The sequence below is a fragment of the Anaerobacillus sp. CMMVII genome, from assembly GCF_025377685.1.
Taxonomy (GTDB): Bacteria; Bacillota; Bacilli; order Bacillales; family Anaerobacillaceae; genus Anaerobacillus.
In genome coordinates this window covers 16,474-42,137 of record NZ_JACEHK010000016.1, presented here as the reverse complement: position 1 = coordinate 42,137, position 25,664 = coordinate 16,474, and the positions used below count along the sequence as shown (strand labels likewise).

Sequence of the window (25,664 nt, the reverse complement as noted above, 5' to 3'; positions counted from 1 at the left end):
TTTAGAGTTTTGAGTAAGGAGTTTTGAGTTAGTTAAGTCAATGCTTCGAAGGATTACAAACATTAACTCTACACTCAAAACTCAAACCTACATTAGGACAAAAGGATTCATATCAATGGAAACTTGTAAGGGTCCCCGGTTCATCTCTTGTTTATAATTTTCGAGTACTTCTTTTAGAATAGAAACCAAGCTAGGTTCATTTTTGTATTTTATCATGCATTGATATCGATATCTATCTTTGATCCTCGGTATCGAACAGGCAACAGGGCCTAATACAATGGACTTTTCCGATAAGGATCTCTTTACAAATGCAGCAATTTTGTCGGTAATCTCGATGACCTTTGTGATTTCAGGATGTGACACTTGAATAACTGTGATAAAGTAATATGGAGGATAACTTTGAAGCTTCCTGATGCCCATCTCTCTTTCAAAGAACGCAATAAAATCATGATTTTTTACAAGGTCAATACTATAATGTTCGGGAGTATAGGTTTGAATAACGACCTCTCCAGGAAGTTGATGACGTCCAGCTCGACCACTAACTTGAGTTAAAAGCTGAAATGTTCGTTCACTTGCTCGAAAATCAGGAAGGTGAAGCATAGAGTCTGCAGCTAGAACACCCACTAACGTAATATTAGGAAAGTCTAGTCCCTTTGCGATCATTTGTGTCCCTAAAAGAATGTCTGCTTTACCTTCGCCAAACTGGGTTAGCAGTCTCTCGTGGGCACCTTTTTTCCTTGTCGTATCTACGTCCATTCTTATTACCCTAGCACCTGGAAATACTTTTGCTATTTCCTCTTCTACCTTTTGGGTACCAGAACCAAAAAAACGTATATGCTCACTATTACAGCTTCCACAGGTTTTAGGCATTATTTCTTGATGACCACAGTAATGACATTTTAATGAACGACTTGTTTGGTGATAAGTCAAAGATATATCACAATGAGGACACTCGGCCACATACCCACAGTCTCGACACATTATAAACGTTGAATACCCACGCCTATTTAAAAATAATACACTTTGCTCCCCTCGGCTAAGCCGCTCTGAAAGCTTTTCGTAAAGCCTATTAGAAAACATGGAACGATTGCCCGCTTTTAATTCTTCACGCATATCAATAATATCTACAGTTGGCAATTTAACCTCATTTACCCGTTCTAACATTTCCAATAAATGGTAAACGTTCTTTTTTGCTCTAGCATATGTTTCAAGTGATGGAGTGGCACTTCCTAATAGTAAAGGGCAGTTGTAGAAGCTTGCACGTTGTATGGCTACATCTCTGGCATGATAGCGGGGGTTTTCTTCCTGTTTATATGTTGCTTCATGTTCCTCATCAATGATAATAATGCCGATATTCTTAAAGGGAGCAAATATGGCTGACCTCGCGCCAACAACAACCTTTACTTGATCATTATGAATTTTTCGCCATTCATCATATTTTTCACCAGTAGAGAGCCCACTATGAAGAACAGCAACAAGTGAGCCAAACCGCTCCTTAAACCGTTGCACCATTTGCGGTGTTAGGGAAATTTCGGGTACTAGTACTATTGCTTCCTTGCCTTGTTCTAGAACCTTAGCAATCGATTGTAGGTAAACTTCCGTCTTACCGCTCCCTGTTACACCATGAATTAAAAACGTCTTGTGCTGTTGATCGGCTATTGTTTTGTAGATAGGTTCAATAACTGATTGTTGAGTTTTCGTTAATTGCATAGGGACGGTTTTCTTGAAGGTCCGATTAGCATAAGGATCCCGTGATACTTCTACTTCTCTTTCAGATAAAATAACCTTATCTACTAAAGATTTGATCGTGCTTCTCGTTGTGCCCGTTCGCTCAATAAGTTCTGTTATTGTAATTGAATTGGGCTGCTTCAAAAAAAACTCAATGACTTGTTTTTGCTTTTGGGCTCGATTATCCAATTCCTCAAGGTTCTGTTCCAAACTCTCATATGAGACGGGGGAAACAACTTTCATTATCTTTTGTGTTACTTTATCATTCACTTGATAAATAATTTCCAAATAACCAGCCTTAACCGCCGTTTTAATTGAAGAAAGTAATTGCTTGTCACCAGTTGCTAGGAATTCTTCCCATATGACAACTTCTCGATATTCAAACCACTTTCTCAAATCGGAAGGAAGTTGAGGCAATAAATTCGAATCACTAATCCTCACTTCTTTTTTATATTTAGCTTTTAAAGCTGCAGGCAGCATCGCTTGAAATGCAGTAATTTTAAAACATAGGGCACTTGTAGTCAGCCAATCGCCTAAAGCAAGGAGCTCTGGTGTTAAAACCGGCGTAACATCAAGTACTTCTTCAATTTCCTTTAGCTTAGCAACATTGGTTTCATTTCCAATTGAAATGACGAATCCCTGAACCTTTCTAGGTCCAAAAGGAATAACTACTCTCATACCACTTTCAATAATTTCTTCTAAATGGGGAGGTACTTTATAGTCGAATAGACGATCAGTTCCACCAGTGGGAACATCAACGACAACTTTTACAATCATTTCTCATTTTCCTTTAACAAACTTTCTACTTCATTCATTATCTTACTTGCAACTTCCTTTTTACTCATTAATGGAAGCGAAACGTTTGAACCGTCTTTTTTGATGAGTGTCACAATATTAGTGTCACCTTGAAAACCCGCCCCTTCTTGAACAATACTATTTGCAACAATCATATCTAAATTTTTTCGTGTTAATTTGTCTTTAGCATAAAGCTCAAGTTGTTCACTTTCTGCTGCAAATCCTATAAGAAGTTGATGAGCTTTTTGTTCTCCTAACGTATTTAATATATCAATTGTTCGTTCCATTTCAACGGCCCAGTCATTTGGCTGTTTTTTTATTTTTTGTCCTGACACTTGTTTTGGACGGTAATCTGCAACGGCAGCGGATTTAATAACTATATCAACCTCTTTATAGTAGAACATTACTTTATCAAACATTTCTTGAGCACTTGTGACAGAAATGAATTGTACATTTGGAGGAGGTTGTATGTTCGTCGGTCCAGAAACTAAGATAACGTTGGCCCCACGTTTTGCGGCTTCTTCCGCAATCGCGTATCCCATTTTTCCTGATGATCGGTTCGTGAAGTAACGGACCGGATCAAGTTTTTCTTGTGTAGGCCCAGCAGTTACTAATATTGCTTTTCGAGCCAATAATGATGTTTTGGTTTCAAAGTACGTTTCAAGATACGTTAAAATCGCCTCGGGTTCCATCAGTCTTCCCTTACCTACATAACCACAAGCTAGATACCCTTCACTTGGCTCTAAAAATTGATAACCAAAAGATTTTAGCTTATGAATGTTTGCTTTTACCGCCGGATGATCATACATATGTACATTCATTGCAGGTGCTATTAGAACAGGTGCAGTTGTCGCAAGTATCATCGTCGAGATAAGGTCATCTGCTATCCCATTAGCAATTTTCCCAATTATATTTGCTGTCGCAGGCGCTATTAAAACAACATCTGCCCAATCCGCTACATCTATGTGAGTAATTTTTGTTGGATCTTGTTCTTCAAATGTATCGACATAAACCGGTTCCCTAGAAAGTGCTTGAAAAGTAAGTGGGGTTACAAACTTTGTCGCTCCTTCAGTCATAACAACTTTTACAGTGGCACCTGCTTGCGTGAGCTTACTAGTGAGAGCACAAGCTTTATAAACAGCTATGCCACCAGACACACATAATAAAACCTTTTTCCCCTTTAACATAAGATCTCCTCCATAAGCATCGATAAGTTAATTTTAATTTTTATAAACTTAAATAGTCCGACATTTACGTATTTAAAATAGTAACTGAGAATATATGTACATACTTTACTAAAACCATAATAAAAAGAGGTGACCCTTAGTTATGGTTTAACCACTCCCTATTATATATTATTTAGTGAAAAACCTTTAATAAAAAGGTACATTCTCTAAGTAATATTATAGGGGGGCTGTTACCCTTTTGAGTCATCCCCTTTTGCTATTTATTCTTCTTCTCTACGTTTAAAAGATAATTGTCCTGAAGAAATTTCCTCAAGTGCTTTGCCGACTTGTTTATATGACTTAGGTTTCACTACCATTAAGTCTCTCTCATTGGACTCTTTTAGGTAGCGTGCTCGTTTTGACGAAACTGTTACCAACGTATACTTTGAGTCTAGTTTCGTTAATAGATTATCGATTGATGGATATAACATTTACTCAGCCTCCACTAATTGTTGATATTTTTGTATTAACCGATCTTTGCGGCAATGCTCAGCTATAACGATAGCTTTAATTCTTTCGACTGCAAGATGAACTTCATCATTTTCAACAACATAGTCGTATTTGTCCATCATCTCTATTTCATCTTTAGCTACTGTCATACGGTTGTTAATCAGATCTTCGGTTTCAGTACCACGGTTAACAATCCGATTTCGTAATTCAGCAAGGCTAGGCGGCATTAAAAATATAAACACGCCTTCGGCAAATTTTTCCCGAACTTTTAGTGCACCTTGCACCTCAATTTCAAGAATAATATCTTTGCCTTCGCTTAATGTTTTTTCTACGTAATCAACAGGGGTCCCGTAGAAGTTGCCAACATACTCCGCCCATTCTAAAAGCTGATCATGTTTAATCATTTCTTCAAACTGTTCTCGCGTTTTAAAGAAATAGTTCACCCCATCAATTTCCCCTTCTCGAGGAGTACGGGTTGTTGCCGAAACAGAGTATAAAATATCAGTGTCTTGTTTTCGAAGGGCTCCACAAACTGTACCCTTCCCTACACCAGACGGACCAGAAAGAACTATTAGTAAACCTCTTTCTTTTTTCATCATTACCTCCAAATCCATTTCTACAAGAAAAGCGCAAGCGCTCTAGGAAAAAGTGTAGTGGCTTTTTCCCTACCTAGCCACCAAAAGTAAATGCTCTGACAGAAAAACTTTTAAACAATTTCCTGCAGATCATTTTCCAGATGAATCGTGCTGAAGCTAGACATTTTTCCAAGTTTTGAAAAATTTTACTTTTTTAGTGTTTTACGATTTATCCAAGAAGATACCTCTATTTGTATAATGACACTCATTTTGAATAGTATTATAAAACTCCAGCTAATGAAGCATTAGCGGGAATAGAAGTTGTTACCTCATTCAGTTTAGTCTTCAGAAACATCGTCTTTATTAGATAGTCGTTGTGCTACTGTTTCCGGTTGAACAGCAGATAAAATGACATGATCACTATCAGCAATAATCACAGCTCTCGTTCTTCTTCCATATGTAGCATCGATTAACATGTTTCGTTCTCTAGCTTCTTGGATAATACGTTAATTGGTGCTGATTTCTGGACTTACAATAGAAATGATTTCGATTTGCTGAAACAATATTGCCAAAGCCAATATTAATAAGTTTAATATTCATTGTTTTCCCCTGCCCATCTTTATATTATAACCAGATTTCTAACCACTTTAACACCTTTTTTATCTTAAGAATTTCATAAATCTTATTTTTTATCACTAGGATACTATATTTAGTCGAGAAAAATCATTCTCAACTAAATGTTGTTTATTTGTATGAATCATGAAATTCAATCAGACACAGCTCTATAAAATGATTATTATTCAACATTTTGAACCTGTTCTTTTTATTTTCTCTAATTCTGCTTTTAACTCTACTACTTGTTTGTTGATATGTATATCATTTGATTTTGAACCAATGGTATTTACTTCCCTATTCATTTCTTGTACTAGAAAATCAAGTTTTCTGCCGACCGGAAGATTAGACGCACTTTTTGATAATACCTAAAAATTGCTCAAAGTGACTATTTAACCTCGTCAATTCCTCATCAATATTCGCTTTTATCTGCAAAAATTGCTACCTCGGTGAGCAATCGACCTTCTTCGATTTCTATTTTACCATCCAAAAATTCAACCACTCGTTTCACTAACCGATTGTGGTAGGCCTCTACTACTTTAGGTGCTTGTTGTGAAATATCCAAAGCTAAAGACCTTACCTTACTCAATCTTTGTTTAAAATCAAGCGCAAGAGCAGATCCTTCTTTTTGACGCATCTGTAGCAATTCAATTGCTGCCTTTTCAGTAGTTGCTAATATATCTGTGGCAAGATTTTCGGATTGAATTTCTTTTTCTAATATTGTAGCCACATCGGGATGAAGGAGCAACCTATCTAAAGAAAGTGGTTGAGTAACTTGAAGCCGCTTTTGAGCTTCAGCATGCCTCTGATAAAATTCCTCTAATAAGGTCCAATCAACCTGCAGAGTTCTTTGTACTAATCCTTCCCCCTCTACAGTTAAAAAGATATCAACCTTGCCACGCTGTATGTAACGGCTCACTTGTTTTTTGAGTTTATCTTCTAAAAATAAAAATTGACGAGGCATTCGAATCGTAATTTCTGAAATCGATGATTAATGGATTTAATCTCAACATTAATTTTGAAGTTTTCATTTTCTATTACCCGCTTGACCATATCCAGTCATACTAACTAACATAACATCACATCCACATATCTATTCTAACCAATTTTACCATTATCAACAAGTAGAGGAAATAGAAACACCGTATGCATTTAAATTTTAACTAATTTATAAATCTAACAGATAACATACCTAGATGCAAACAAATGAAAAGCTAACATGGGTATGCCCTCTAAATGAAGGATCCAAGTTAGCTTTTCGTTTTGTTATGATCTTTTAAATATGTGAAAGCCTGCAAGGGCAATTGTTGGAATAGAAGCCATACCAAGGACTAATAACCATTCACGGAGATTTAAACCTACCGTATGGAACACAGGTTGTAACGGTGGGAAATACATAACAACTAGCATTAATGCAGTTGAAGAAAGTACTGCTAATACTAAGTAGATATTTTGAAATGGATTTCGATGGAATACTGAATGTTCACTACGACAATCAAATACATGAATAAGCTGTGCCATAACTAATGTTGCAAAAGCAACGGATTGTGCTCTCATTAAATCATCTGGATGTTGAGAGAGAGTTAACCAAAAGGCTATTAAAGTAACTACCCCTATCATAAAACCACGACTAACTATTTTCCAAGCTAGCCCCCTAGCAAATACACTTTCCTGAGGGTGTCGTGGATTTCGCCTCATAACATCACTTTCAGCCTGGTCAAGGCCAAGCGCCATCGCTGGTAAGCCGTCTGTTACGAGATTAATCCATAGGATTTGAATAGCAACTAGTGGGAGGGGCATGCCAAGCATCATTGCAAATAACATGACTAGTATCTCACCAACGTTTGAAGCGAGCATATATCGAATAAACTTACGGATATTGTCGTAAATGTTTCTTCCTTCCTTAATAGCAGCTTTAATGGTCGCAAAGTTATCATCACTCAAAACAAGTGACGAGGCTTCTTTAGCTACATCTGTACCGGTAATCCCCATGGCGACCCCGATGTTAGCGGCTTTAATGGCTGGTGCGTCATTTACTCCATCCCCAGTCATAGCTACAATATGTCCCTTTGCCTGTAGAGCCTTAACAATTTTTAACTTATGCTCAGGTGAAACACGTGCATAAACATAAATATCATCGACAACTGCCTCTAAGTCTGAAACACTCATTTTCGCTAACGTATTACCATCCATTATTTTTCCGTGGATTGGTAGGATGTTTAACTGTTTGGCAATTGCTTGAGCAGTGATAATATGATCTCCGGTAATCATAATTGTTTTAATACCGGCTTCGCTACATTCAAGTATCGAGGCTTTCACTTCAGGTCTTGGTGGATCGATCATTCCTTGCAGACCAATAAATGTTAAGTTATTTTCTACCGAAGCTTCAGAAGAAATATTGGCATCTCGATTAATCTCCTTGAATGCAATCGCAATTGTTCGTAGCGCTTGAGAAGCAAGGTTCTCAATAGAAGATATAACAGCAGATTCTCTTTGAGGCGATAACGGCTGAAGCCGATCTTCCCACAATATTTGACTACTTCTACTCAACAAGACATCAGGTGCCCCTTTCGTAACAACGAAGCGCTTCCCATCTTTTTTTCGTTCTACGATCACACTCATCATTTTTCTTGTTGATTCAAATGGAAATTCTTCAACAAGAATGTAGTCACTTTGCAAATCTTGCCTAGAAATACCTGCTTTAGCAGCTGAAACAATTAAAGCTCCTTCTGTAGGATCTCCATCAATTGAATATTCTGCCTTTGATTTTCCAAAAATGCCTTCTTTAACATCATTCGAAATTATTTTTGCGTTGTTACATAGGGCTCCAAAAGTTAAGAGTTGTTGTAAACTTTTTTCTAAATGTAAACTAACTTTTTTTCCATTTGTATAAAAATCACCGTTTGGCGTATAACCAGTTCCTGAGACTTCCCATGTGTTTCCCCCAGACCAAAGATTGGTGACTGTCATTTTATTTTGAGTCAACGTTCCCGTTTTATCTGAGCAAATAACAGATGCGCAGCCTAACGTTTCTACTGCTGGTAACTTTCTTACGATTGCCTTTCGCTTAATCATTCTTTGAACACCTAGTGCTAAGGCTACTGTTACAATTGCCGGTAAGCCTTCAGGTATAGCAGCAACTGCTAATGAAACCCCTGCTAAAAACATGATATAGGCATCATGACCTTGATAAACACCAATTAAAACAACTAGTGCTGTAAGAAACAGTGCAACCATGATCAAAATTTTCCCTAATTGTTCAAGTTTGTGTTGCAAAGGGGTTATCATTGTTTCTGCTGACTGTAGCAGATGAGCAATTTTCCCCATTTCGGTCTTCATTCCGGTAGCAACGATAACACCAATTCCGCTTCCTTGGGTAACCATTGTCCCCATAAAGGCCATATTTTCTTGGTCGCCAATTGAAAGATCTTCACCTGACAAGACAGCTTCTGTTTTTTGAACTGGTACTGATTCTCCCGTTAGCGCACTTTCTTCTATTCTCAGACCTTTTGATTCAATGATACGAATATCCGCTCCGACTCGATCTCCACTTGTAAATTTTACAATATCGCCGACAACTACTTCGCTTGATGGTACCTTTATCCACTCACCAGCTCGAAGGACGGTCATTTGCGGTGCTGACAATTCCTTTAAAGCAGCTAATGATTTTTCCGCCTTACGTTCTTGAATAAAACCTAAAATTCCATTTAATAAAATAATGAGCATAATCGTGATTGCATCAATATATTCGCCTAACAAACCAGAAATTAACGTTGCCACTAATAATACAATGACCATAAAGTCTTTAAATTGTGCTATAAATAAGAAAAATGCAGAAACCGTTTCTCCCTCATCTAATTTGTTGTAACCAAACTGTTTTAATCTTTTACTAGCCTCTTCATCAGTTAATCCATTAGAAAAATGCGAACGTGTTATTTCTTCAACATCTTTTATCTCTCGTTCATACCATTTCATTTCTACACCCCACATCTGTATCATTTAGAGTCCTGCCTTGTCCTTTACAAACTATCTTTATTCAGGCAAGTCCAAAAAAATGCTATACTGTTTAGTGAAATAGAAAATCTTGAGAAAAAATATTTTTCTTGAAGAGTGTCTTTCATCATTACCTTAATTGGCTATAGCAAACTACATATAGTCCATATTAGCGGAAATAATGAATGATGAAATTCATTGAAAGAAAACTATATAATCATTAGCATACTAACTTCCTAATGGTAACCAAAAGTAATGGAGTGAAAAAAATGTCCTTTGACGGTACAGTTTTAAAAGCAGTGGTGACGGAACTTAAGCAGACGCTACTTTCTGGAAGAATCACAAAAATATACCAACCTTATAAAACAGAACTTATCTTTACAGTTCGAGCAAACGGAATGAATCATCAACTTCTTCTATCAGCAAATCCTAGCTTTGCAAGATTACATTTAACAGATGAAAAAATAGGAAATCCTTCTGAACCGCCAATGTTTTGTATGCTTCTGAGGAAACATCTTGAGGGAGGAATCATTGAGGAAATCGAACAATTAGAATTAGAACGGATCGTTACCATACTTATTAAAGGGAGAAACGAACTAGGTGATGTTAGCTATAAAAATTAATGGTTGAAATTATGGGACGTCATAGTAATATCGTTTTACTCGACAAGAAAGACGACAAAATTCTAGATAGTATTAAACACCTGTCACCTGGGATCAATAGCTACCGAACTATCTTGCCAGGACAAACGTATAAGCTGCCACCTGAACAAGAAAAACTAAACCCTTTAACAATCGATGAAACTACATTTATAAAAAAAATCGATTTTAATTCCGGTAAACTTGATAGTCAAATCGTCAACCAATTTTCTGGGCTATCCCCACAACTTGCAAAGGAAATTCTTTATCGGGCAAAGCTCCCAAACCGTGATACATTAACAACAGCCTTTTTTGAAGTGGTTGAACAAGTCAAAAGGTTGAGTTTTGACCCACAATTACAGTCACAGATAAAAAAGAATATTTTTCTGTTATCTCACTAAATCATTTAAAAGGAACTGCTCAAACCTTTTTGTCTGCTAGCGAAATGCTCACTCGTTTTTATTTCGGAAAAGCAGAAAGGGATCGTGTTCATCAACAAGCAAGTGACTTAGAAAAGTTCTTAAAGAATGAACACCAAAAAATAAAACAAAAGTCAAAAAGCTCGAGCAGACCCTAATAGATGCAGAAGCCTCAGCAAAGTATCGGAAGCTTGGTGAGCTAATTACAGCTTATTTACACCAAATTAAAAAAGGACAAAAAGAGATTGAAGTAATTGACTTCTATGATGAACAAGGTCGTTCAATTGTTATCTCACTTGATCCAATGAAATCACCTTCTGAAAACGCTCAAAGTTATTTCAAAAAGTATAACAAGGCAAAAAATTCATTAGAAATCGTCAAAGAGCAACTTGAAAAAACAAAACTAGAACTTCATTATTTAGAAGGAATCCTCGGACAAATGGAATCAGCTGCTCCTAAAGACATTGCTGAAATTAGAGAAGAATTAATGGAAGGCGGTTATATTCGAACTCGTAACAAAAAACAGACCAAAAAGAAAAAGGAAACAAAGCCAATTCTAGAAGAGTATATGTCTTCTACAGGCCTTGAAATTTTGATTGGGAAAAACAATAAGCAAAATGAGTATTTAACTAATCGCCTGGCTAGACAGTATGAAACATGGCTACATACCAAAGATATACCAGGCTCACATGTAGTCATTAAAAGTACAGACGTTGATGAAACTACCTTAAAAGAAGCAGCAACATTAGCTGCATACTTTAGTAAAGCTAGACAATCAAGCTCTGTACCTGTTGATTACACCCTAATTAAGCATGTCAAAAAACCAAGCGGGGCAAAACCTGGCTACGTGATTTACGACAACCAAACAACCCTCTATGTAACACCGGATGAGGAACTTGTGAGGAAGCTTAAGAAGTAGTTTTGAGTTTTGAGGTTTGAGGTTTGAGGTTTGAGGTTTGAGGTTTGAGGTTTGAGGTTTGAGTTTTGAGTTTTGAGGTTTGAGTTTTGAGTTTTGAGTTTTGAGTAACAAAAAAGGAGTGGCTTATGCCATTCCTTTTTTGCTACTTTATTGTTTCTCTACGAAGCTTCACTAAAAATAACTCTTAACTCAAAACTCTCAACTCTAACCTGCATTCAACACCTTAAACTGGGCTTTAACAAGGTTATAGTATTCTCCTTGTTGAGCCATTAACTCGTCGTGGTTTCCGGTTTCAAGAATGTTTCCATGTTCTAGAACGATAATATTGTCAGCTTCACGAATGGTTGAAAGACGATGTGCGATCATGATTGATGTGCGATCTTTTAGTAGCGTTCGCAATGCTTCTTGGATCACTTGTTCGGTTTCCGTATCAATACTCGCGGTCGCTTCGTCTAAAATTAAGATTTGCGGGTCAGCAAGTAATGCTCGTGCAAATGATAATAACTGGCGTTCTCCAACTGAAAGTATATTTCCACGTTCTTCTACTTCGGTATGGTAGCCCTTCTTTAATTGTTCAATAAAACGATGTGCCCCTACAGTTTCACAGGCTTTTATTACCTCAGCATCAGATGCCTCAGGCTTACCGAAACGGACATTATCCATAATCGTTCCCGAGAAAATAAATGTTTCCTGTAAAACTGTGCTGACACGCTGCCTTAAACTATCAAGCTTGATTTCTTTTAAATCGTGACCGTCGACTTTAACAGTTCCACTTGAGGGATCGTAAAATCTAGCAATCAAGTTTACAATTGTTGTTTTCCCTGAACCTGTATGCCCAACTAAGGCAACGGTTTGACCTGCTTCAACTTCAAAATTAATTTTATTTAAAGCTTTTCGTTTATCGTCATAAGAGAATTCAACGTCTTCAAATTGGATTTGACCTTTCATCTCTGGTAAGGAAATTGCAGTCTTACTTTCTTTTACGGCAGGTTTTTCATCTAAGAACTCGAAAATACGTTCAGATGATGCCATACCTACTAAAAGTTGATTATATACTTGACCAAGGCGAGAAATTGGCTCCCAGAACATCCCTAAATAAAATGCAAACGATACAAATGTACCAATATCAATCGTATTTCCTTGGATAAGTGAGACACCATACCAAATTAGTATTGCAGTACCAATTGCGTTAGACATTTCGACAAACGGACGAAACATCGCATTTTTTTGGGTTGCATCTCGCCAAGCTTGATAGTTTTCTTCATTCATATTTTCAAAGAAACTGATATTCTCTTTTTCTTGAGTATACGATTGAGTGACACGAATGCCTTGAATGCTTTCATTTAAATGGGAGTTAATTTGTGATTGCTTTAACCGAACTAACTGCCATGAACGTCTGATTTTTCTTCGTAACCCTGTTGAGATGAAAAACATTAAAGGTAAAATAACCATTACTGCTAATGTCAATTGTGGACTTAAGAAAAATAAAATAACAATAATTCCACCTAGCATTAACAAGTCCATTAAGAGATTGATAACTCCATTGGTAAATAAATCTTGTAGGGAATTTACATCATTTGTTATCCTTACTAAAATTGATCCTGCTGATCTTTTATCGAAGAACTTATGTGATAAGCGTTGAATGTGTTTAAATAAACTTTGTCGTAAATCAAAGATGACATATTGGCCTAGCTTATTCATCCAACGAATTCTCCAGGTATTCGCAAGCCAAGAGATGATATAAAGTACAGTTATCAAAATTACAACATTTCGTAATGCTTCTCCATCACGGTTGTAGATAACATTATTTAGCGCTACAACACCGATTAATATTGGGGTGATTAAGCGTATCGCTGTTGACACAATCATTGCTACGATCGCTAAAGGCAGTAAATTCTTAGAATATGGCTTCATATAGTTAAACAATCTGAGCATTTGCTTCCAATTAAATGGTTTTTCAATTACTGAGTCAATGGCATAATGAAACCGATTTTTCCCATGTTGCTGCTTTTTAATCATATACTCACCTTCTTACTTTCAGCTTCGGCAATTGTCTGGTGATCTTTAAATTGAATATTGTAAATCCGACGATAAATTCCTAATTCATTAGCTAGTAATTCTTCATGCTTTCCTCGCTCTCGAACTTCCCCATCTTCTAAAACAAGGATTTCATCAGCATGCATTAACGAGGAAATTCGATGGGCAATAATAAATGTTGTTCTTCCTTTCATTACTTCCTGGAAGGCTGCTTGAATTTTTGCTTCTGTTTCCATATCTACTGCACTAGTGGCATCGTCGAAAATGAGAATACTAGGATCAATGAGGATTGATCTCGCAATTGCAATCCGTTGCTTCTGACCACCAGAAAGACCCATGCCACGTTCACCAAGAACGGTATCATAGCCATCAGGAAGTTCCATAATAAATTCATGGGCATCGGCACGTTAGCAGCGTCTTGAATTTGTTCAAGTGTTGCCTCTGGTGCACCGTATGAGATGTTATCCCTAATAGAACATGAGAATAAGAACGATTCTTGTAAAACGACGCCAATATTTTTTCGTAATGATTGGATGGAATATTCATTTATGTTTTTTCCATCAATTAATATTTCGCCTTGATCTGCCTCATAAAAACGTGAAATTAGTTGGGTAATCGTGGTCTTTCCAGCACCTGTAGCTCCGATTAAACCAATAACCTTTCCAACAGGAGCATCAAAACTAACATTCTTTAGTACCATTCCTTCTTCGTCATTATAGCTATGGTATACTTCCTTGAATTGGACATGGCCTTCTAAACGTTCAATTTGAATAGCTCTATCCGCATCTTTAATATCTTCTTGTTCATCAAGAACCTCTACAAGACGCTCACCAGAAGCCTTAGATTGCGAGAACGTATTAATGATAAATCCTAAATTCATTAGTGGGCCAATAATGTACCAAACTAAACTAAAAAAAGCGACTAACTCTCCTGGTTGGAGTTGGTTATTAATAACCATAAAACCACCAAAACCTAAAAGCATAACAACGCAAATTTGCCCGATTAGTTCCATGAGTGGGAAGTATTTTGCCCATATGTTTGATGTTTGGATGTATTGATCTTTATAATCCCCGTTATTATCAACAAATTTATTAATCTCATAATCTTCTCTTGAAAGAGATTTAACTGTATTCATCCCACTGATATTTTCCTGAACCTTCGTTGTTAGTCTTGCAAAGGATTTTCGAATTCCTTTAAAAGCAGGATGAACTTCTTTATCAAAACGGTAAACTACCACAATTAAAAATGGCATTGCTGCTAGTGTTAGTAATGCTAATGGAACACTAAAATAAAGCATGATAGCTAAACTTAACCCCACTAGTAAAAGTAGGTTTAAAGCTTGTGCAAAGCCAAAAGATAAAAAGAAACGGAAACCCTCCACATCAGCAGTTAATCGTGACATGAGATCCCCCGTTTTGGCATTATCGTAATAACGAAATGGTAAGTATTGTAGTTTCTTATAAAGGGCGTTTCTCAGTTCATAAACGGTCTTAATACCAAATAAATCGCCAAAAAACTGATGATAGTAAGTTGCAATTCCCTTAATTATCATAATTCCAATAAACCCAAGTGCCACATAAGGAACAAGATGATAGTTGCCACTTAGGACGACATCATCAATCGTGAATTTTAAAATGATCGGATAAACAACAGTGATAGCAGTGACAAAGAATAAAAATAAAATTGATCCTAAAAAATACTTTTGATAAGGCCAATAAAACTGTTTAAGCCTAAGAAATGTTTTCATGATAAACCTCCAATGTAGAATGAACCTCTAAGAATTGTAAGAAAATTTACGAAAGTGAAAAAATCTAATGGGTAATCTATAATATATCGGTTTCCGAAACATTTTTCTACTCTTATATTTTCTTATTTATTGCCTTAACAACGTGAATACCGTGGAATTTCTAACTTTATCTCTCGAATAGTAATGATTCCTCACTTTTTAGCTCAAATGAAAAAATAACTAGCTCCCTCTCTTGGAACTAGTTACAGTGAATCGTTTAAAATTTTGCAATCGTAATAATTGCTAACCCATCTAACACTTTAAGATTATCTACTTCCCTAGCACCTTTCCCCTTTAAGAAGTCAATTAACTGTTGTGTTGAAAACGTATGTCTCGAGGTTGAGATTTTTGACCATTGCATGAGTGTTCTTTCTTCAAAACCTGTAAGCCCTTTGAGTTTACAGTATTGAGCAGCTTTTGCTTGATTCATTTTTAAGGACGGATTTAACATCGCAATTGTTCCATTTTTATTTATAACCCTAATCATTTCATCCATAGCAATTTCAGGCTCGGGAAGTAAAAATAAAACACATGTTGAAACGGCAATATCGAATTCACGATCCTCAAATGGCAAATGATAAGCATCTCCAACGACAAAGGTTGCTTTGTCAGCTAGATCTTGGTCTAGGAATATTTGATTACTTGCTTTTATCATTTCTGACGACAAATCGATTCCAGTAACATGATTTGCTTCGTTGGCTCCCCTTAACAAAAAGCGCCCCGTTCCACAACCAACATCTAAGACTCTCTTTTCTTTCCAACCTCCAGTAGCCTCTTTTAACTGTTCGTGGACAGAACTTAGCCAATTTGTTGTAGCCATTCCATCGAAAAAACGAACAAGGTGGTCAAAGTCTTCGCCTTCCATCTTTTTCATCTTTTTTACCTCCTATAGGGAACCACAATTTTTAGGCGTATTCCCTACAAAAGACTTGGTAAATTATGAAAGCCAGTCTAATGAAGCTGGGTTATCACGCCATTTTTTCAATTTAGCTAAATCTTCTTGATTAATTAGCTGTTTTTCTTTTGCTACATCAATCAGCGTTAAGTAATCAGTAATTGTATAATAGCTTAAACCTGCATCACTCAGCTGTTTTGTTCCTTTTTCTAAGCCATAAGTAAAAATGGCAACAACTCCAAGAACATTAGCACCAGCTTCTTCTAACGCTTCGGCTGTTGTAATGACACTTCCACCTGTTGAGATTAAATCTTCGACAATGACAACGTTTTGTCCTGCTTTAATTAAACCTTCAATTTGATTTCCTTTGCCATGTTCTTTTGCTTTTCCACGGACATAAACCATCGGTAAATTTAAGTTATCACTTACCCATGCTGCATGGGGAATTCCAGCAGTAGCCGTTCCGGCAATTACGTCAACTTCCGGATAGTATGTTTGTATTAATTCTTCTAACCCAATTGCAATTTTTCGACGAACTAAAGGAAATGAAAGGGTTAAGCGGTTATCGCAGTAGATCGGTGATTTAATTCCAGACGTCCAAGTAAATGGATCGTTGGGCTTCAAGTGAACTGCTCCAATTTCTAATAAATGATTGGCTAATTGTTGTTTCATACGCCTTCACTCCATTCAGTTATTATCGTTTGTAATGCTTGCTTTGGATTTGAACTCGCTGTAATACTTCTACCAACAACGATAAAATCACTACCGAGGCTATGTGCTTGTTTTGGTGTTGTAATTCGTTGTTGATCATCTTTCGCATCACCTAATAATCTGATCCCAGGTGTCACCGTGAGAAAAGATGCTCCACAAGCTTCCTTTACTAATGGAACTTCTAATGGAGAAGAAACAACGCCATCAAGACCACTGTCTTTGGCAAGCTTTGCATAATGAACAACAACCTCCTCAATTTTGCCGGTAATTCTTAGCTGTTCTTGCATGACTTGTTCACTAGTACTCGTTAATTGGGTAACAGCGATACATTTAGGTCTATCTTTGCCAACGGCTGTTCCTTTGTCTAACCCCTCTAAAGCACGTTCCATCATCAACTTTCCACCTGCAGCATGTACGTTAATAATGTCGACATCAAGACGAGCTAGTGACTGCATGGCACGCCCCACTGTATTAGGGATATCGTGTAGTTTTAAATCTAGGAAAATATGATGTCCTTTATCTTTCAATTTGCTTAAAAGCGCATTTCCACAGCTATAATAAAGTTCCATTCCTACTTTTACAAATAACTTTTCATGACCAAATTGATTTAATAAATCCCAGACCGGAGCTTCTTCTGAATAGTCTAGGGCTATAATGATTGGACTCACACTCATTTCCAGCTACCCCCTATTAATTCAGAAATGTGGTCAACTCCTAGTTCGTCAAGGACACGTGGGAGATCTTCAATAATTGTTGGGCAAACAAATGGATCTACAAAGTTTGCTGTTCCTACTGCTACACAACTAGCGCCAGCTAAGAAAAATTCAATCACATCCTCGGCTGTACTAACCCCACCCATGCCGATAATTGGAATTGATACTGCTTGACTTACTTGATGGATCATTCTGATGGCAACAGGCTTTATTGCTGGGCCTGACAATCCACCGAAACCATTGGCTAAAACTGGTCTTCGTTTTTTTATGTCAATTCGCATCCCAAGTAGCGTATTAATCATCGATAAGCCGTCTGCTCCAGCTTCTTCAACTGCGACAGCCATTTCAACAATATCCGTTACATTAGGTGAGAGCTTTACATAAACAGGAACACTCGATACTTCTTTTACTAATCTCGTTAGATCACGAGCAATTTTAGGATTTGTCCCAAACGTAATTCCACCTTCTTTGACATTAGGACAAGATATATTCAATTCAATGGCATGAACATTCTTTGCCTTTGAGATTTTTTCGGCAACCTCTATATAATCCTCTGTTTTTGTACCGGCAATATTGGCGATAATTGGCACTTCATACTGCTCAAGCCAGACAAGTTCATTTTCAAGAATGCTTTCTAATCCTGGGTTTTGTAACCCGATCGCATTAAGCATTCCACTTGAGGTCTCAGCAACTCGCGGTGTTGGATTTCCAAATCTCGTCTCAACAGTTGCTGCTTTAATCGCAATGGCACCTAGTTTTTCTAAATCGTAAAACTTTGCATATTCTTTTCCGAAGCCAAAGCAGCCTGATGCTGGCATGATCGGATTTCTCATTGAGAGTCCTGGTAACTCCATGTTTAATCTGCTCATAGTTCCACCTCTCCAATCGCAAATACCGGTCCATCTGTGCATATTTTCTTATAAGCTGTTTTCGTTGGGTCATCTTTCACATGACAAACACAAGCAAAACAAGCACCAATTCCACAACCCATCCGCTCTTCTAAGGAAAGGAAACCTTTTTTATCTTGAAATGCTGTTTCAATTGCCTTTAACATAGGTGTCGGTCCACATGAATAAATCGTATCAAAAAGGAGTTGTTTGTTATGAATAATATCGATGACGGTTCCTTTTTCCCCATGGGAGCCGTCCATAGTGGCAACATACGTTTCCCCAAGTTCCATAAACTTTTCTTCATAAAACACATCGCTACTTCCAGCAAAGCCAAGGACATGAACGACCTTTACACCACGTTTAACAAGTTGAAGCGATAGTTCATATAGTGGGGGAACACCGATCCCACCCCCAATTAATAAGGCTACTGCTCCCTTACTAGTTTCCTCTAAAGAAAATCCATTTCCTAATGGTCCTAAAACAGACACCACTTCACCTTTTTGCTTTAGTGCTAACATGTTTGTGCCTCGGCCACCTGCTCGATAGATAACTGTAAGTTCACCCTTGTCTTGATCAATTTTCGCAATACTGATCGGACGGCGAAGTAGAGGATCAGTTCCTTCACTCACTTTTACATGTAGAAATTGACCTTGGCTAGCAAGGTTTACGAGCTCTTGTCCTTTAAGGACAAGCTCGTAAACATTACTTGCAATTTGGTGTTGCTGACAAATCTCCATATTTTGTAGGATCATTTAGCTGTCACCACCACTTTTTCTTCCTTGAACGAAGGCATTGGTTCAGAAGCAAATGTAATTAATTCTAAAACTCGTAACAAGGCTTCTGCTGTATCCATACTCGTTAAACAAACGACTCCATTTTCAACTGACTCACGTCGAATTCTAAAGCCATCTCTGGCAGGCTGTTTCCCTTTTGAGAATGTGTTTATGACAAATTGAGCATGTCCTTGACGAATAACATCTAACATATTAGGTTTTTCGTCACCTATTTTATTCACGACAGTTACAGGAATATTTTCCTCTTTAACTTGTTTTGCAGTTCCTTCTGTCGCTAAAATATGGTAGCCAATACGGTGGAAGCGACGAATTAATTCAAGAGCTTCTTCTTTATCTTTGTCAGCGATTGTAAATAATACTGAACCGTGAGTAGGGATTTTCATTCCTGACGCTACTAAACCTTTATAGAGGGCTTTGGCTAATGAATAATCGCGACCCATTACTTCACCCGTTGATTTCATCTCTGGCCCTAACGTAATATCTACATCACGTAATTTCGCAAAAGAGAATACTGGTACTTTAACTGAAACTTCCTTGCCTTCCTTCACATATCCTGTTTCGTAGCCAAGTGTATTTAGTTTAATACCAAGAATTGCTTTTGTTGCTAAGTTAGCCATTGGTACTCCCGTAATCTTACTTAAAAACGGCACTGTACGACTTGAACGTGGATTTACTTCTAGAACATAAACTTCATCTTCATGAAGAACAAACTGAATATTTAACAAGCCAACAATATTTAAACCTCTTGCTAACTTAATTGTGCGCTCGATAATTTTTTCTTTTGTTTCTTCTGTTAAGCTTTGAGGTGGATAGACTGCAATCGAGTCACCAGAGTGAACTCCAGCTCTTTCAATATGCTCCATAATTCCAGGAATAACTACTGTCTCACCGTCACAGATTGCATCGACTTCAATTTCTTTACCGATTAGATAGCGGTCAATTAAAACCGGGTGCTTTGGGTTAACTCTTGCTGCATTTTCCATATATCTTAATAACTCTTCTTCAAAATAAACAATCTCCATCGCACGTCCACCTAATACATAAGAAGGACGAACTAACACTGGATAACCAATTTTGCTAGCAATTTCTACCGCTTGGGCAACACTAGTTGCAGTTCTTCCAAGTGGTTGTGGGACTTGAAGCTGTTGTAATTTCTGTTCGAATTTATCACGATTTTCTGCTTGATCCATTGCTTCTAGCGATGTTCCTAAAATCTTAACTCCTCTTGCTTCTAACTCGTCAGCTAAGTTTATCGCTGTTTGCCCACCAAATTGAACAATAACACCAAGAGGCTGTTCGTGATTAACGATATGCATGACATCTTCAACTGCTAATGGCTCAAAATATAATTTATCCGAAATACTGAAATCAGTGGATACTGTTTCAGGGTTGTTATTAACAATAATCGCTTCATACCCTGCTTCTTTAATTGCAAGCACCGTGTGAACGGTTGCGTAATCAAACTCAATTCCTTGACCGATTCGAATTGGACCTGAACCTAAAACAACAATACTTTCTTTTTTTGTAATGATCGACTCACACTCGTCTTCATACGTTCCATAAAAATAAGGTGTCGCTGACTCAAATTCTGCTGCACATGTATCAACCATTTTATATACAGGGACAATTCCTTTTTCATAGCGGTAATCAAACACGTCTCGCTCTGTTTTATCCCAAAAACTTGCAATTGCATCATCGGAGAACCCGAGTTGTTTTGCTTCTTTAAGAATTTCTTCATTAAAAGGTGAATTCCTTAATGTTTCTTCAAATTGAATAATCCCTTGAATTTTATTTAAGAAGAAACGATCAATTTTTGTTAATCCCCATAATTGTTCAATTGTGTATCCACGACGAAACGCCTCAGCTAAAATAAATAAGCGCTCATCATCCGCTTTTTGCAAACGGTAGTCCATTTCTTCCTGTGTAAGGTTTTGAAGTTTATCCATTTGTAGGTGAACCACATTTGCTTCTAATGACCTAACAGCCTTTAATAGTGATTCCTCTAAACTTCTACCGATGGCCATTACTTCACCAGTAGCCTTCATTTGTGTTCCTAACGTACGGTTTGCAGCTTCAAATTTATCGAACGGCCAACGTGGAATTTTCGAAACGACATAATCCAATGCCGGCTCAAAACTTGCATACGTTGTTTTTGTAATTGGGTTCATAATTTCATCCAAAGCATAACCAACAGCAATTTTAGCTGCAATTTTTGCAATCGGATAGCCAGTAGCTTTAGAAGCTAAAGCCGAAGAGCGACTTACACGAGGGTTTACCTCAATAATATAATATTGATAGCTATCTGGGTCTAAGGCAAACTGAACGTTACAACCACCTTCAATTCCTAAAGCACGGATAATCTTCAACGAAGAATTACGTAGCATTTGGTACTCTCTGTCTGATAACGTTTGGCTCGGTGCGACAACAATCGAGTCACCAGTATGAATGCCTACAGGATCGATATTTTCCATGTTACAAACGACGATGGCTTGATCTTTACCATCACGCATCACTTCATATTCTACTTCTTTGAAGCCGGCAATGCTTTTTTCTACTAAGCACTGTGTCACTGGGCTGTATTTTAATCCACTCGTAACGATTTCAATTAAATCTTCCTCGTTATAAACAAGACCTCCACCAGTTCCTCCTAGTGTGTAGGCTGGACGAACAATAATTGGATAACCAATTTCCTCTACAAACTGGTACGCTTCTTCGAGAGTATGAATAATTGCACTAGAAGGAACTGGTTCATTTAAGTCATTCATTAATGTTCTAAATAAATCACGATCTTCTGCTTGTTCTATAGAATGGAGTTTCGTACCTAAAAGTTCAATATTAAATTCCTTTAATATTCCTGATCTCTCAAGTTCTACTGCCATATTTAAACCTGTTTGTCCACCTAATGTAGGTAATAACCCATCTGGCTTTTCTTGTCTAATAATTCGGCTAACGAATTCATACGTAATTGGTTCGATATACACTTTATCAGCCATAGATGTGTCCGTCATAATTGTAGCTGGGTTTGAATTTATTAAAATGACCTCATAACCTTCTTCTTTTAAAGCTTGACATGCTTGTGTACCCGCATAATCAAACTCTGCAGCTTGCCCTATTACAATTGGCCCTGAACCAATGACTAAAATTTTCTTGATATCCTCGCGCTTTGCCATGTTGTTACCCCCTAGCTACAGATTTTAATTCGATTTTATTTTTCATTAAGTCCACAAAGCGTTCAAATAAATCATTTGCATCTTCCGGTCCTGGTGATGCTTCAGGATGGTATTGAACACTAAAAGCTGGATAATCTAAATGTTCCATACCTTCAACTGTTCCGTCATTAACAGCTACGTGAGTAATGGCTAATCTTGTATTTTTAACTGTTTCCGGTTCTACTGTGTAGCCGTGATTTTGAGCAGTAATTGCAATTTTCCCAGTGCACAATTCTTTTACTGGATGATTAGAACCACGATGGCCAAACTTAAGCTTAGTCGTTTTCGCTCCGCAAGCTAAAGCTAAAAGTTGGTGCCCTAAACAAATTCCGAAAATCGGTACTTTTCCTAAAAGTTCGTTAATCGTAACGATCGCTTCTGGAACATCGACAGGATCTCCAGGCCCATTACTTAGCATAATTCCATCTGGATTTAAACGAAGAATTTCTTCACTTGTTGCATTATAAGGAACAACAACCACATCACAATCACGATTATTTAATTCTCTTAAAATTCCCTTTTTCATTCCATAATCAACTAAAACTACTCGATAGCCTCTTCCAGGGCTTGCGTATGATGCTTTTGTAGAAACTTTTGAAACTTGATCTTTTGGTAATGTTAACTCTTTTAACTCGTTAACAACTGTTTCAACATCGGCGTCCATCCCACAAAGTCTGCCACGTAGAGTTCCAACATTACGGATCATTCTTGTAAGTTTTCTTGTATCAATTCCTTCTAGTCCTGGAATATCTAACGCCTTTAACAAATCATCAATTGACTCTTCGTTGCGCCAATTGCTAGGAAATTTTGCTGCCTCTTTAACAATTAAACCATTAATAGAAGGTTTAATTGATTCAAAATCATCGCGGTTAATTCCGTAATTACCGATTAGGGGATAAGTTAATGTAACAATTTGTGCACAGTAAGAAGGGTCAGATAAGATTTCTTGATAGCCTGTCATACCTGTATTAAACACTACTTCTCCAGACATTTCTCGTTCGCTTCCGAATGCTTTTCCAACGAATACTGTTCCATTTTCTAAGATTAATTGGCGTTTCATTTTATACTTCCTCCCTTTTCCAAGCCACGTAACCGTCTACGATGGTGAGTACTGGCCAACCCTTACATTCCCAATCTGTAAAAGGTGTATTTTTCCCTTTTGATAAAAAGTTAGTAGGGTCTATCTTTTCGCTAAGTTCTAAATCTACAACCGTTAAATCAGCTTTCTCTCCAACTTTTAATTTGCCATATGGTAAATTAAAAGTCTCACATGGTTTTGTAGTTAAGTTAGCGACCAAATCATTTAAAGTCATTATGCCCGTTTCTACAAGATGCGTGTAGAGTAGGGGAAATGCCGTTTCTAAACCAACAATTCCAAATGGTGCTAAAGCCATTGACTCACTTTTTTCTTGTGCAGAATGTGGCGCATGGTCTGTAGCGATAAAATCAATTGTGCCATCTAATAACCCATCAATTAACGCCTGTTTATCGTCTAACCCTCTTAAAGGCGGGTTCATTTTGTAATTTGAGTCTAAGCCTGGAATGTCCTGCTCAGAAAGTAATAGGTGATGTGGTGTTACTTCAGCAGTCACACGAATACCAGCGCGCTTGGCATCTCTAACGACTCTCACTGATTCTTTTGAACTAATATGACATACATGATAGTGAACACCAGCTGCTTCTGCTAAAAGTACATCTCTAGCAATATGTACAGCTTCGCATACAGAAGGTATTCCGTTTAAATTCATTTTCGCTGAAAACTGACCTTCATGTACTGAGCCTTTATTGATTAATGTTTCTTCCTCACAATGTGCAACAATTGCTTTATTCAGCTTTGCCGCTTCTTTCATGGCATTAAGCATCATGCTTGCATCTTGAACGCCAACACCATCATCTGTAAAAGCAAAAGCACCAGCTTCTGTTAGTTCCGCAAAATTAGTCATCTCTTTTCCTAATTCGCGAACGGTTATTGAAGCATATGGTAACACTCTTACAACAGCCGTTTCTGCAATCCGCTTGTTTAACCACTCCATTTGCTCTTTACAATCGGGAACAGGGCGAGTGTTTGGCATTGGAGCAATGGTTGTAAAACCACCACGAGCTGCAGCCATTGTACCTGTAGCAATTGTTTCCTTGTATTCTCCACCTGGCTCACGTAAATGTACGTGAAGATCTACAAAACCAGGAAAGATTGCTTTACCTTCTAAATCAATGACTTCATGATCCGCTTCTGAAATGTTGTTAATAATTTCTTTAATCAAATCATTTTCAATCAGAATATCTATCTTTCTTAACGATCCGTCTTCACCTAGAATTTTTCCGTTTTTCAATAACTTAGCCAATGTAAACAACCTCCCCTTTATGTTGTAACGCACGTTTTAAAACTGCCTGTCTTACTGCCACACCATTCGTCATTTGTTTAAAAATTCGTGAACGCTCGCACTCAACTAATGGACTTGCAATCTCGACATCACGGTTAATCGGTGCTGGGTGCATAATAATACTACTCTTTTTCATCATTGCTTCTCTTTCTGTCGTTAAACCAAAAAGTTCATGATACTCTTCTTTAGATGAAATCATTTTAAACGCATGACGTTCGTGTTGGATCCGAAGCATCATCATCACATCAGCAATCTTTACCGCCTCATCCATCGGTAGATAATTACCATTTACCATCGTATCGTCCATCCATTGTTCCGGTCCTGAGAAATAAACATTTGCACCAAGTCGTTTAAGAACATCGGCATTAGATCTAGCTACACGACTATGACGGATATCGCCAACGATTACAACATTTAGTCCTTGAAATATTACAAACTCCTGTTGAATTGTCAGCAAATCTAGTAAACACTGAGTCGGATGATGCCCACAGCCATCACCACCATTAATAATCGGAATGGAAATCCCCCCAACAAGTTCATCAAAATAATGGTCTTGTGGATGGCGTATCACTACCGCATTAGCTCCAATTGCTTCTAATGTTTTTACCGTGTCATACAATGTCTCACCTTTTTGTACACTAGATGATTGACTCTCAAAGTTTAAAACATGAAGACAAAGTTTCTTCTCCGCAACTTCAAAAGAAAATTTCGTTCTAGTACTTGGTTCAAAAAAAAGGTTTGCCACAAATTTATCTGGAGAAGGAGTCCACATTTTCCCTTCTGAGAATTGTTGTGCTTCATGTAGTATTTCTAAGATTTCCTCGTTATGGAGTTCCGTGATCGTTAATAAATGTTTCATTTCCAGTTCCCCTTTCAATGCAGGTTTTGGCAGT

General features: G+C 37.4%; 18 protein-coding genes and 4 pseudogenes. 3 read left to right on the top strand and 19 right to left on the bottom strand.

Translation table 11 applies throughout. The annotated features are described in order from the left end of the window. Nucleotides 1-87 precede the first annotated feature (87 nt). The 8 genes and pseudogenes from priA to H1D32_RS20275 all read right to left on the bottom strand — a co-directional run bounded on the left by priA (nt 88) and on the right by H1D32_RS20275 (nt 9,361). Nucleotides 88-2,505, bottom strand: coding sequence for a primosomal protein N' (gene priA / locus H1D32_RS20315; protein ID WP_261180048.1), 2,418 nt, complete (start codon nt 2,503-2,505; stop codon nt 88-90). Further along, entirely contained in the window at nt 2,502-3,710 is a 1,209-nt protein-coding gene (coaBC, locus tag H1D32_RS20310) for a bifunctional phosphopantothenoylcysteine decarboxylase/phosphopantothenate--cysteine ligase CoaBC (RefSeq protein ID WP_261180047.1), read from the bottom strand. The genes priA and coaBC overlap by 4 nt, the downstream gene beginning before the upstream one ends. 260 nt (nt 3,711-3,970) lie before the next feature. Further along, nucleotides 3,971-4,180 (bottom strand): DNA-directed RNA polymerase subunit omega, encoded by a 210-nt coding sequence (gene rpoZ, locus H1D32_RS20305; protein ID WP_261180046.1) that lies wholly within the window; start codon nt 4,178-4,180, stop codon nt 3,971-3,973. After that, on the bottom strand, nt 4,181-4,795 hold the full coding sequence (gmk, locus tag H1D32_RS20300) for a guanylate kinase (protein WP_261180244.1): 615 nt from the start codon (nt 4,793-4,795) through the stop codon (nt 4,181-4,183). Between the two features lie 317 nt (nt 4,796-5,112). Beyond that, nucleotides 5,113-5,374, bottom strand: a pseudogene (gene remA / locus H1D32_RS20295) (extracellular matrix/biofilm regulator RemA). Nucleotides 5,375-5,574: 200 nt separating this feature from the next. Beyond that, nucleotides 5,575-5,691, bottom strand: a complete 117-nt coding sequence (locus H1D32_RS20290; protein ID WP_261180045.1) for a DUF1732 domain-containing protein — start codon at nt 5,689-5,691, stop codon at nt 5,575-5,577. 107 nt (nt 5,692-5,798) lie between these two features. Beyond that, entirely contained in the window at nt 5,799-6,356 is a 558-nt protein-coding gene (locus H1D32_RS20280) for a YicC/YloC family endoribonuclease (RefSeq protein ID WP_261180242.1), read from the bottom strand. A 296-nt stretch (nt 6,357-6,652) separates the two neighbouring features. After that, nucleotides 6,653-9,361 carry a calcium-translocating P-type ATPase, SERCA-type gene (locus H1D32_RS20275; RefSeq protein ID WP_261180241.1) on the bottom strand — a complete coding sequence of 903 codons (2,709 nt, stop codon included), beginning with the start codon at nt 9,359-9,361 and terminating at the stop codon, nt 6,653-6,655. A 257-nt stretch (nt 9,362-9,618) separates the two neighbouring features. On the opposite strand from H1D32_RS20275, the pseudogene H1D32_RS25535 reads away from it, so the two are divergent. The 3 genes and pseudogenes from H1D32_RS25535 to H1D32_RS25525 all read left to right on the top strand — a co-directional run bounded on the left by H1D32_RS25535 (nt 9,619) and on the right by H1D32_RS25525 (nt 11,355). After that, nucleotides 9,619-10,418 (top strand): annotated as a pseudogene (locus H1D32_RS25535) (Rqc2 family fibronectin-binding protein). A gap of 29 nt (nt 10,419-10,447) precedes the next feature. Beyond that, nucleotides 10,448-10,917: pseudogene (locus H1D32_RS25530) on the top strand (NFACT family protein); the annotation flags it as partial. A gap of 6 nt (nt 10,918-10,923) precedes the next feature. Continuing rightward, a complete protein-coding gene (locus H1D32_RS25525) occupies nt 10,924-11,355 on the top strand; it encodes an NFACT RNA binding domain-containing protein (protein ID WP_396126274.1) in 432 nt (143 codons plus the stop codon). Nucleotides 11,356-11,559: 204 nt separating this feature from the next. Here the strand turns inward: H1D32_RS25525 and H1D32_RS20265 are convergent, their stop codons facing one another. From H1D32_RS20265 to H1D32_RS20215, 11 genes and pseudogenes are all read right to left on the bottom strand, one after another. Further along, nucleotides 11,560-13,374 (bottom strand): ABC transporter ATP-binding protein, encoded by a 1,815-nt coding sequence (locus tag H1D32_RS20265; protein ID WP_261180044.1) that lies wholly within the window; start codon nt 13,372-13,374, stop codon nt 11,560-11,562. Beyond that, nucleotides 13,371-15,139, bottom strand: a pseudogene (locus tag H1D32_RS20260) (ABC transporter ATP-binding protein). Before H1D32_RS20260 ends, H1D32_RS20265 begins: the two are co-directional and overlap by 4 nt. Before the next feature lie 256 nt (nt 15,140-15,395). Continuing rightward, on the bottom strand, nt 15,396-16,052 hold the full coding sequence (locus H1D32_RS20255) for a class I SAM-dependent methyltransferase (RefSeq protein ID WP_261180043.1): 657 nt from the start codon (nt 16,050-16,052) through the stop codon (nt 15,396-15,398). A gap of 63 nt (nt 16,053-16,115) precedes the next feature. Beyond that, nucleotides 16,116-16,745: an orotate phosphoribosyltransferase gene (gene pyrE / locus H1D32_RS20250; protein WP_261180042.1), complete on the bottom strand. Its 630-nt coding sequence runs from the start codon at nt 16,743-16,745 to the stop codon at nt 16,116-16,118. Next, nucleotides 16,742-17,458 carry an orotidine-5'-phosphate decarboxylase gene (gene pyrF / locus H1D32_RS20245; RefSeq protein ID WP_261180041.1) on the bottom strand — a complete coding sequence of 239 codons (717 nt, stop codon included), beginning with the start codon at nt 17,456-17,458 and terminating at the stop codon, nt 16,742-16,744. The genes pyrE and pyrF overlap by 4 nt, the downstream gene beginning before the upstream one ends. Continuing rightward, on the bottom strand, nt 17,455-18,366 hold the full coding sequence (locus H1D32_RS20240; protein WP_261180040.1) for a dihydroorotate dehydrogenase: 912 nt from the start codon (nt 18,364-18,366) through the stop codon (nt 17,455-17,457). The genes pyrF and H1D32_RS20240 overlap by 4 nt, the downstream gene beginning before the upstream one ends. Further along, nucleotides 18,363-19,139 carry a dihydroorotate dehydrogenase electron transfer subunit gene (locus tag H1D32_RS20235; protein ID WP_261180039.1) on the bottom strand — a complete coding sequence of 259 codons (777 nt, stop codon included), beginning with the start codon at nt 19,137-19,139 and terminating at the stop codon, nt 18,363-18,365. Before H1D32_RS20235 ends, H1D32_RS20240 begins: the two co-directional genes overlap by 4 nt. Continuing rightward, nucleotides 19,136-22,351, bottom strand: coding sequence for a carbamoyl-phosphate synthase large subunit (gene carB, locus H1D32_RS20230; protein ID WP_261180038.1), 3,216 nt, complete (start codon nt 22,349-22,351; stop codon nt 19,136-19,138). The genes H1D32_RS20235 and carB overlap by 4 nt, the downstream gene beginning before the upstream one ends. 4 nt (nt 22,352-22,355) lie before the next feature. Then, nucleotides 22,356-23,450 (bottom strand): carbamoyl phosphate synthase small subunit, encoded by a 1,095-nt coding sequence (locus tag H1D32_RS20225; protein WP_261180037.1) that lies wholly within the window; start codon nt 23,448-23,450, stop codon nt 22,356-22,358. Between the two features lies 1 nt (nt 23,451). Next, nucleotides 23,452-24,732, bottom strand: a complete 1,281-nt coding sequence (locus H1D32_RS20220; RefSeq protein WP_261180036.1) for a dihydroorotase — start codon at nt 24,730-24,732, stop codon at nt 23,452-23,454. Beyond that, a complete protein-coding gene (locus H1D32_RS20215) occupies nt 24,725-25,630 on the bottom strand; it encodes an aspartate carbamoyltransferase catalytic subunit (RefSeq protein ID WP_261180035.1) in 906 nt (301 codons plus the stop codon). Before H1D32_RS20215 ends, H1D32_RS20220 begins: the two co-directional genes overlap by 8 nt. Nucleotides 25,631-25,664: the final 34 nt, after the last annotated feature.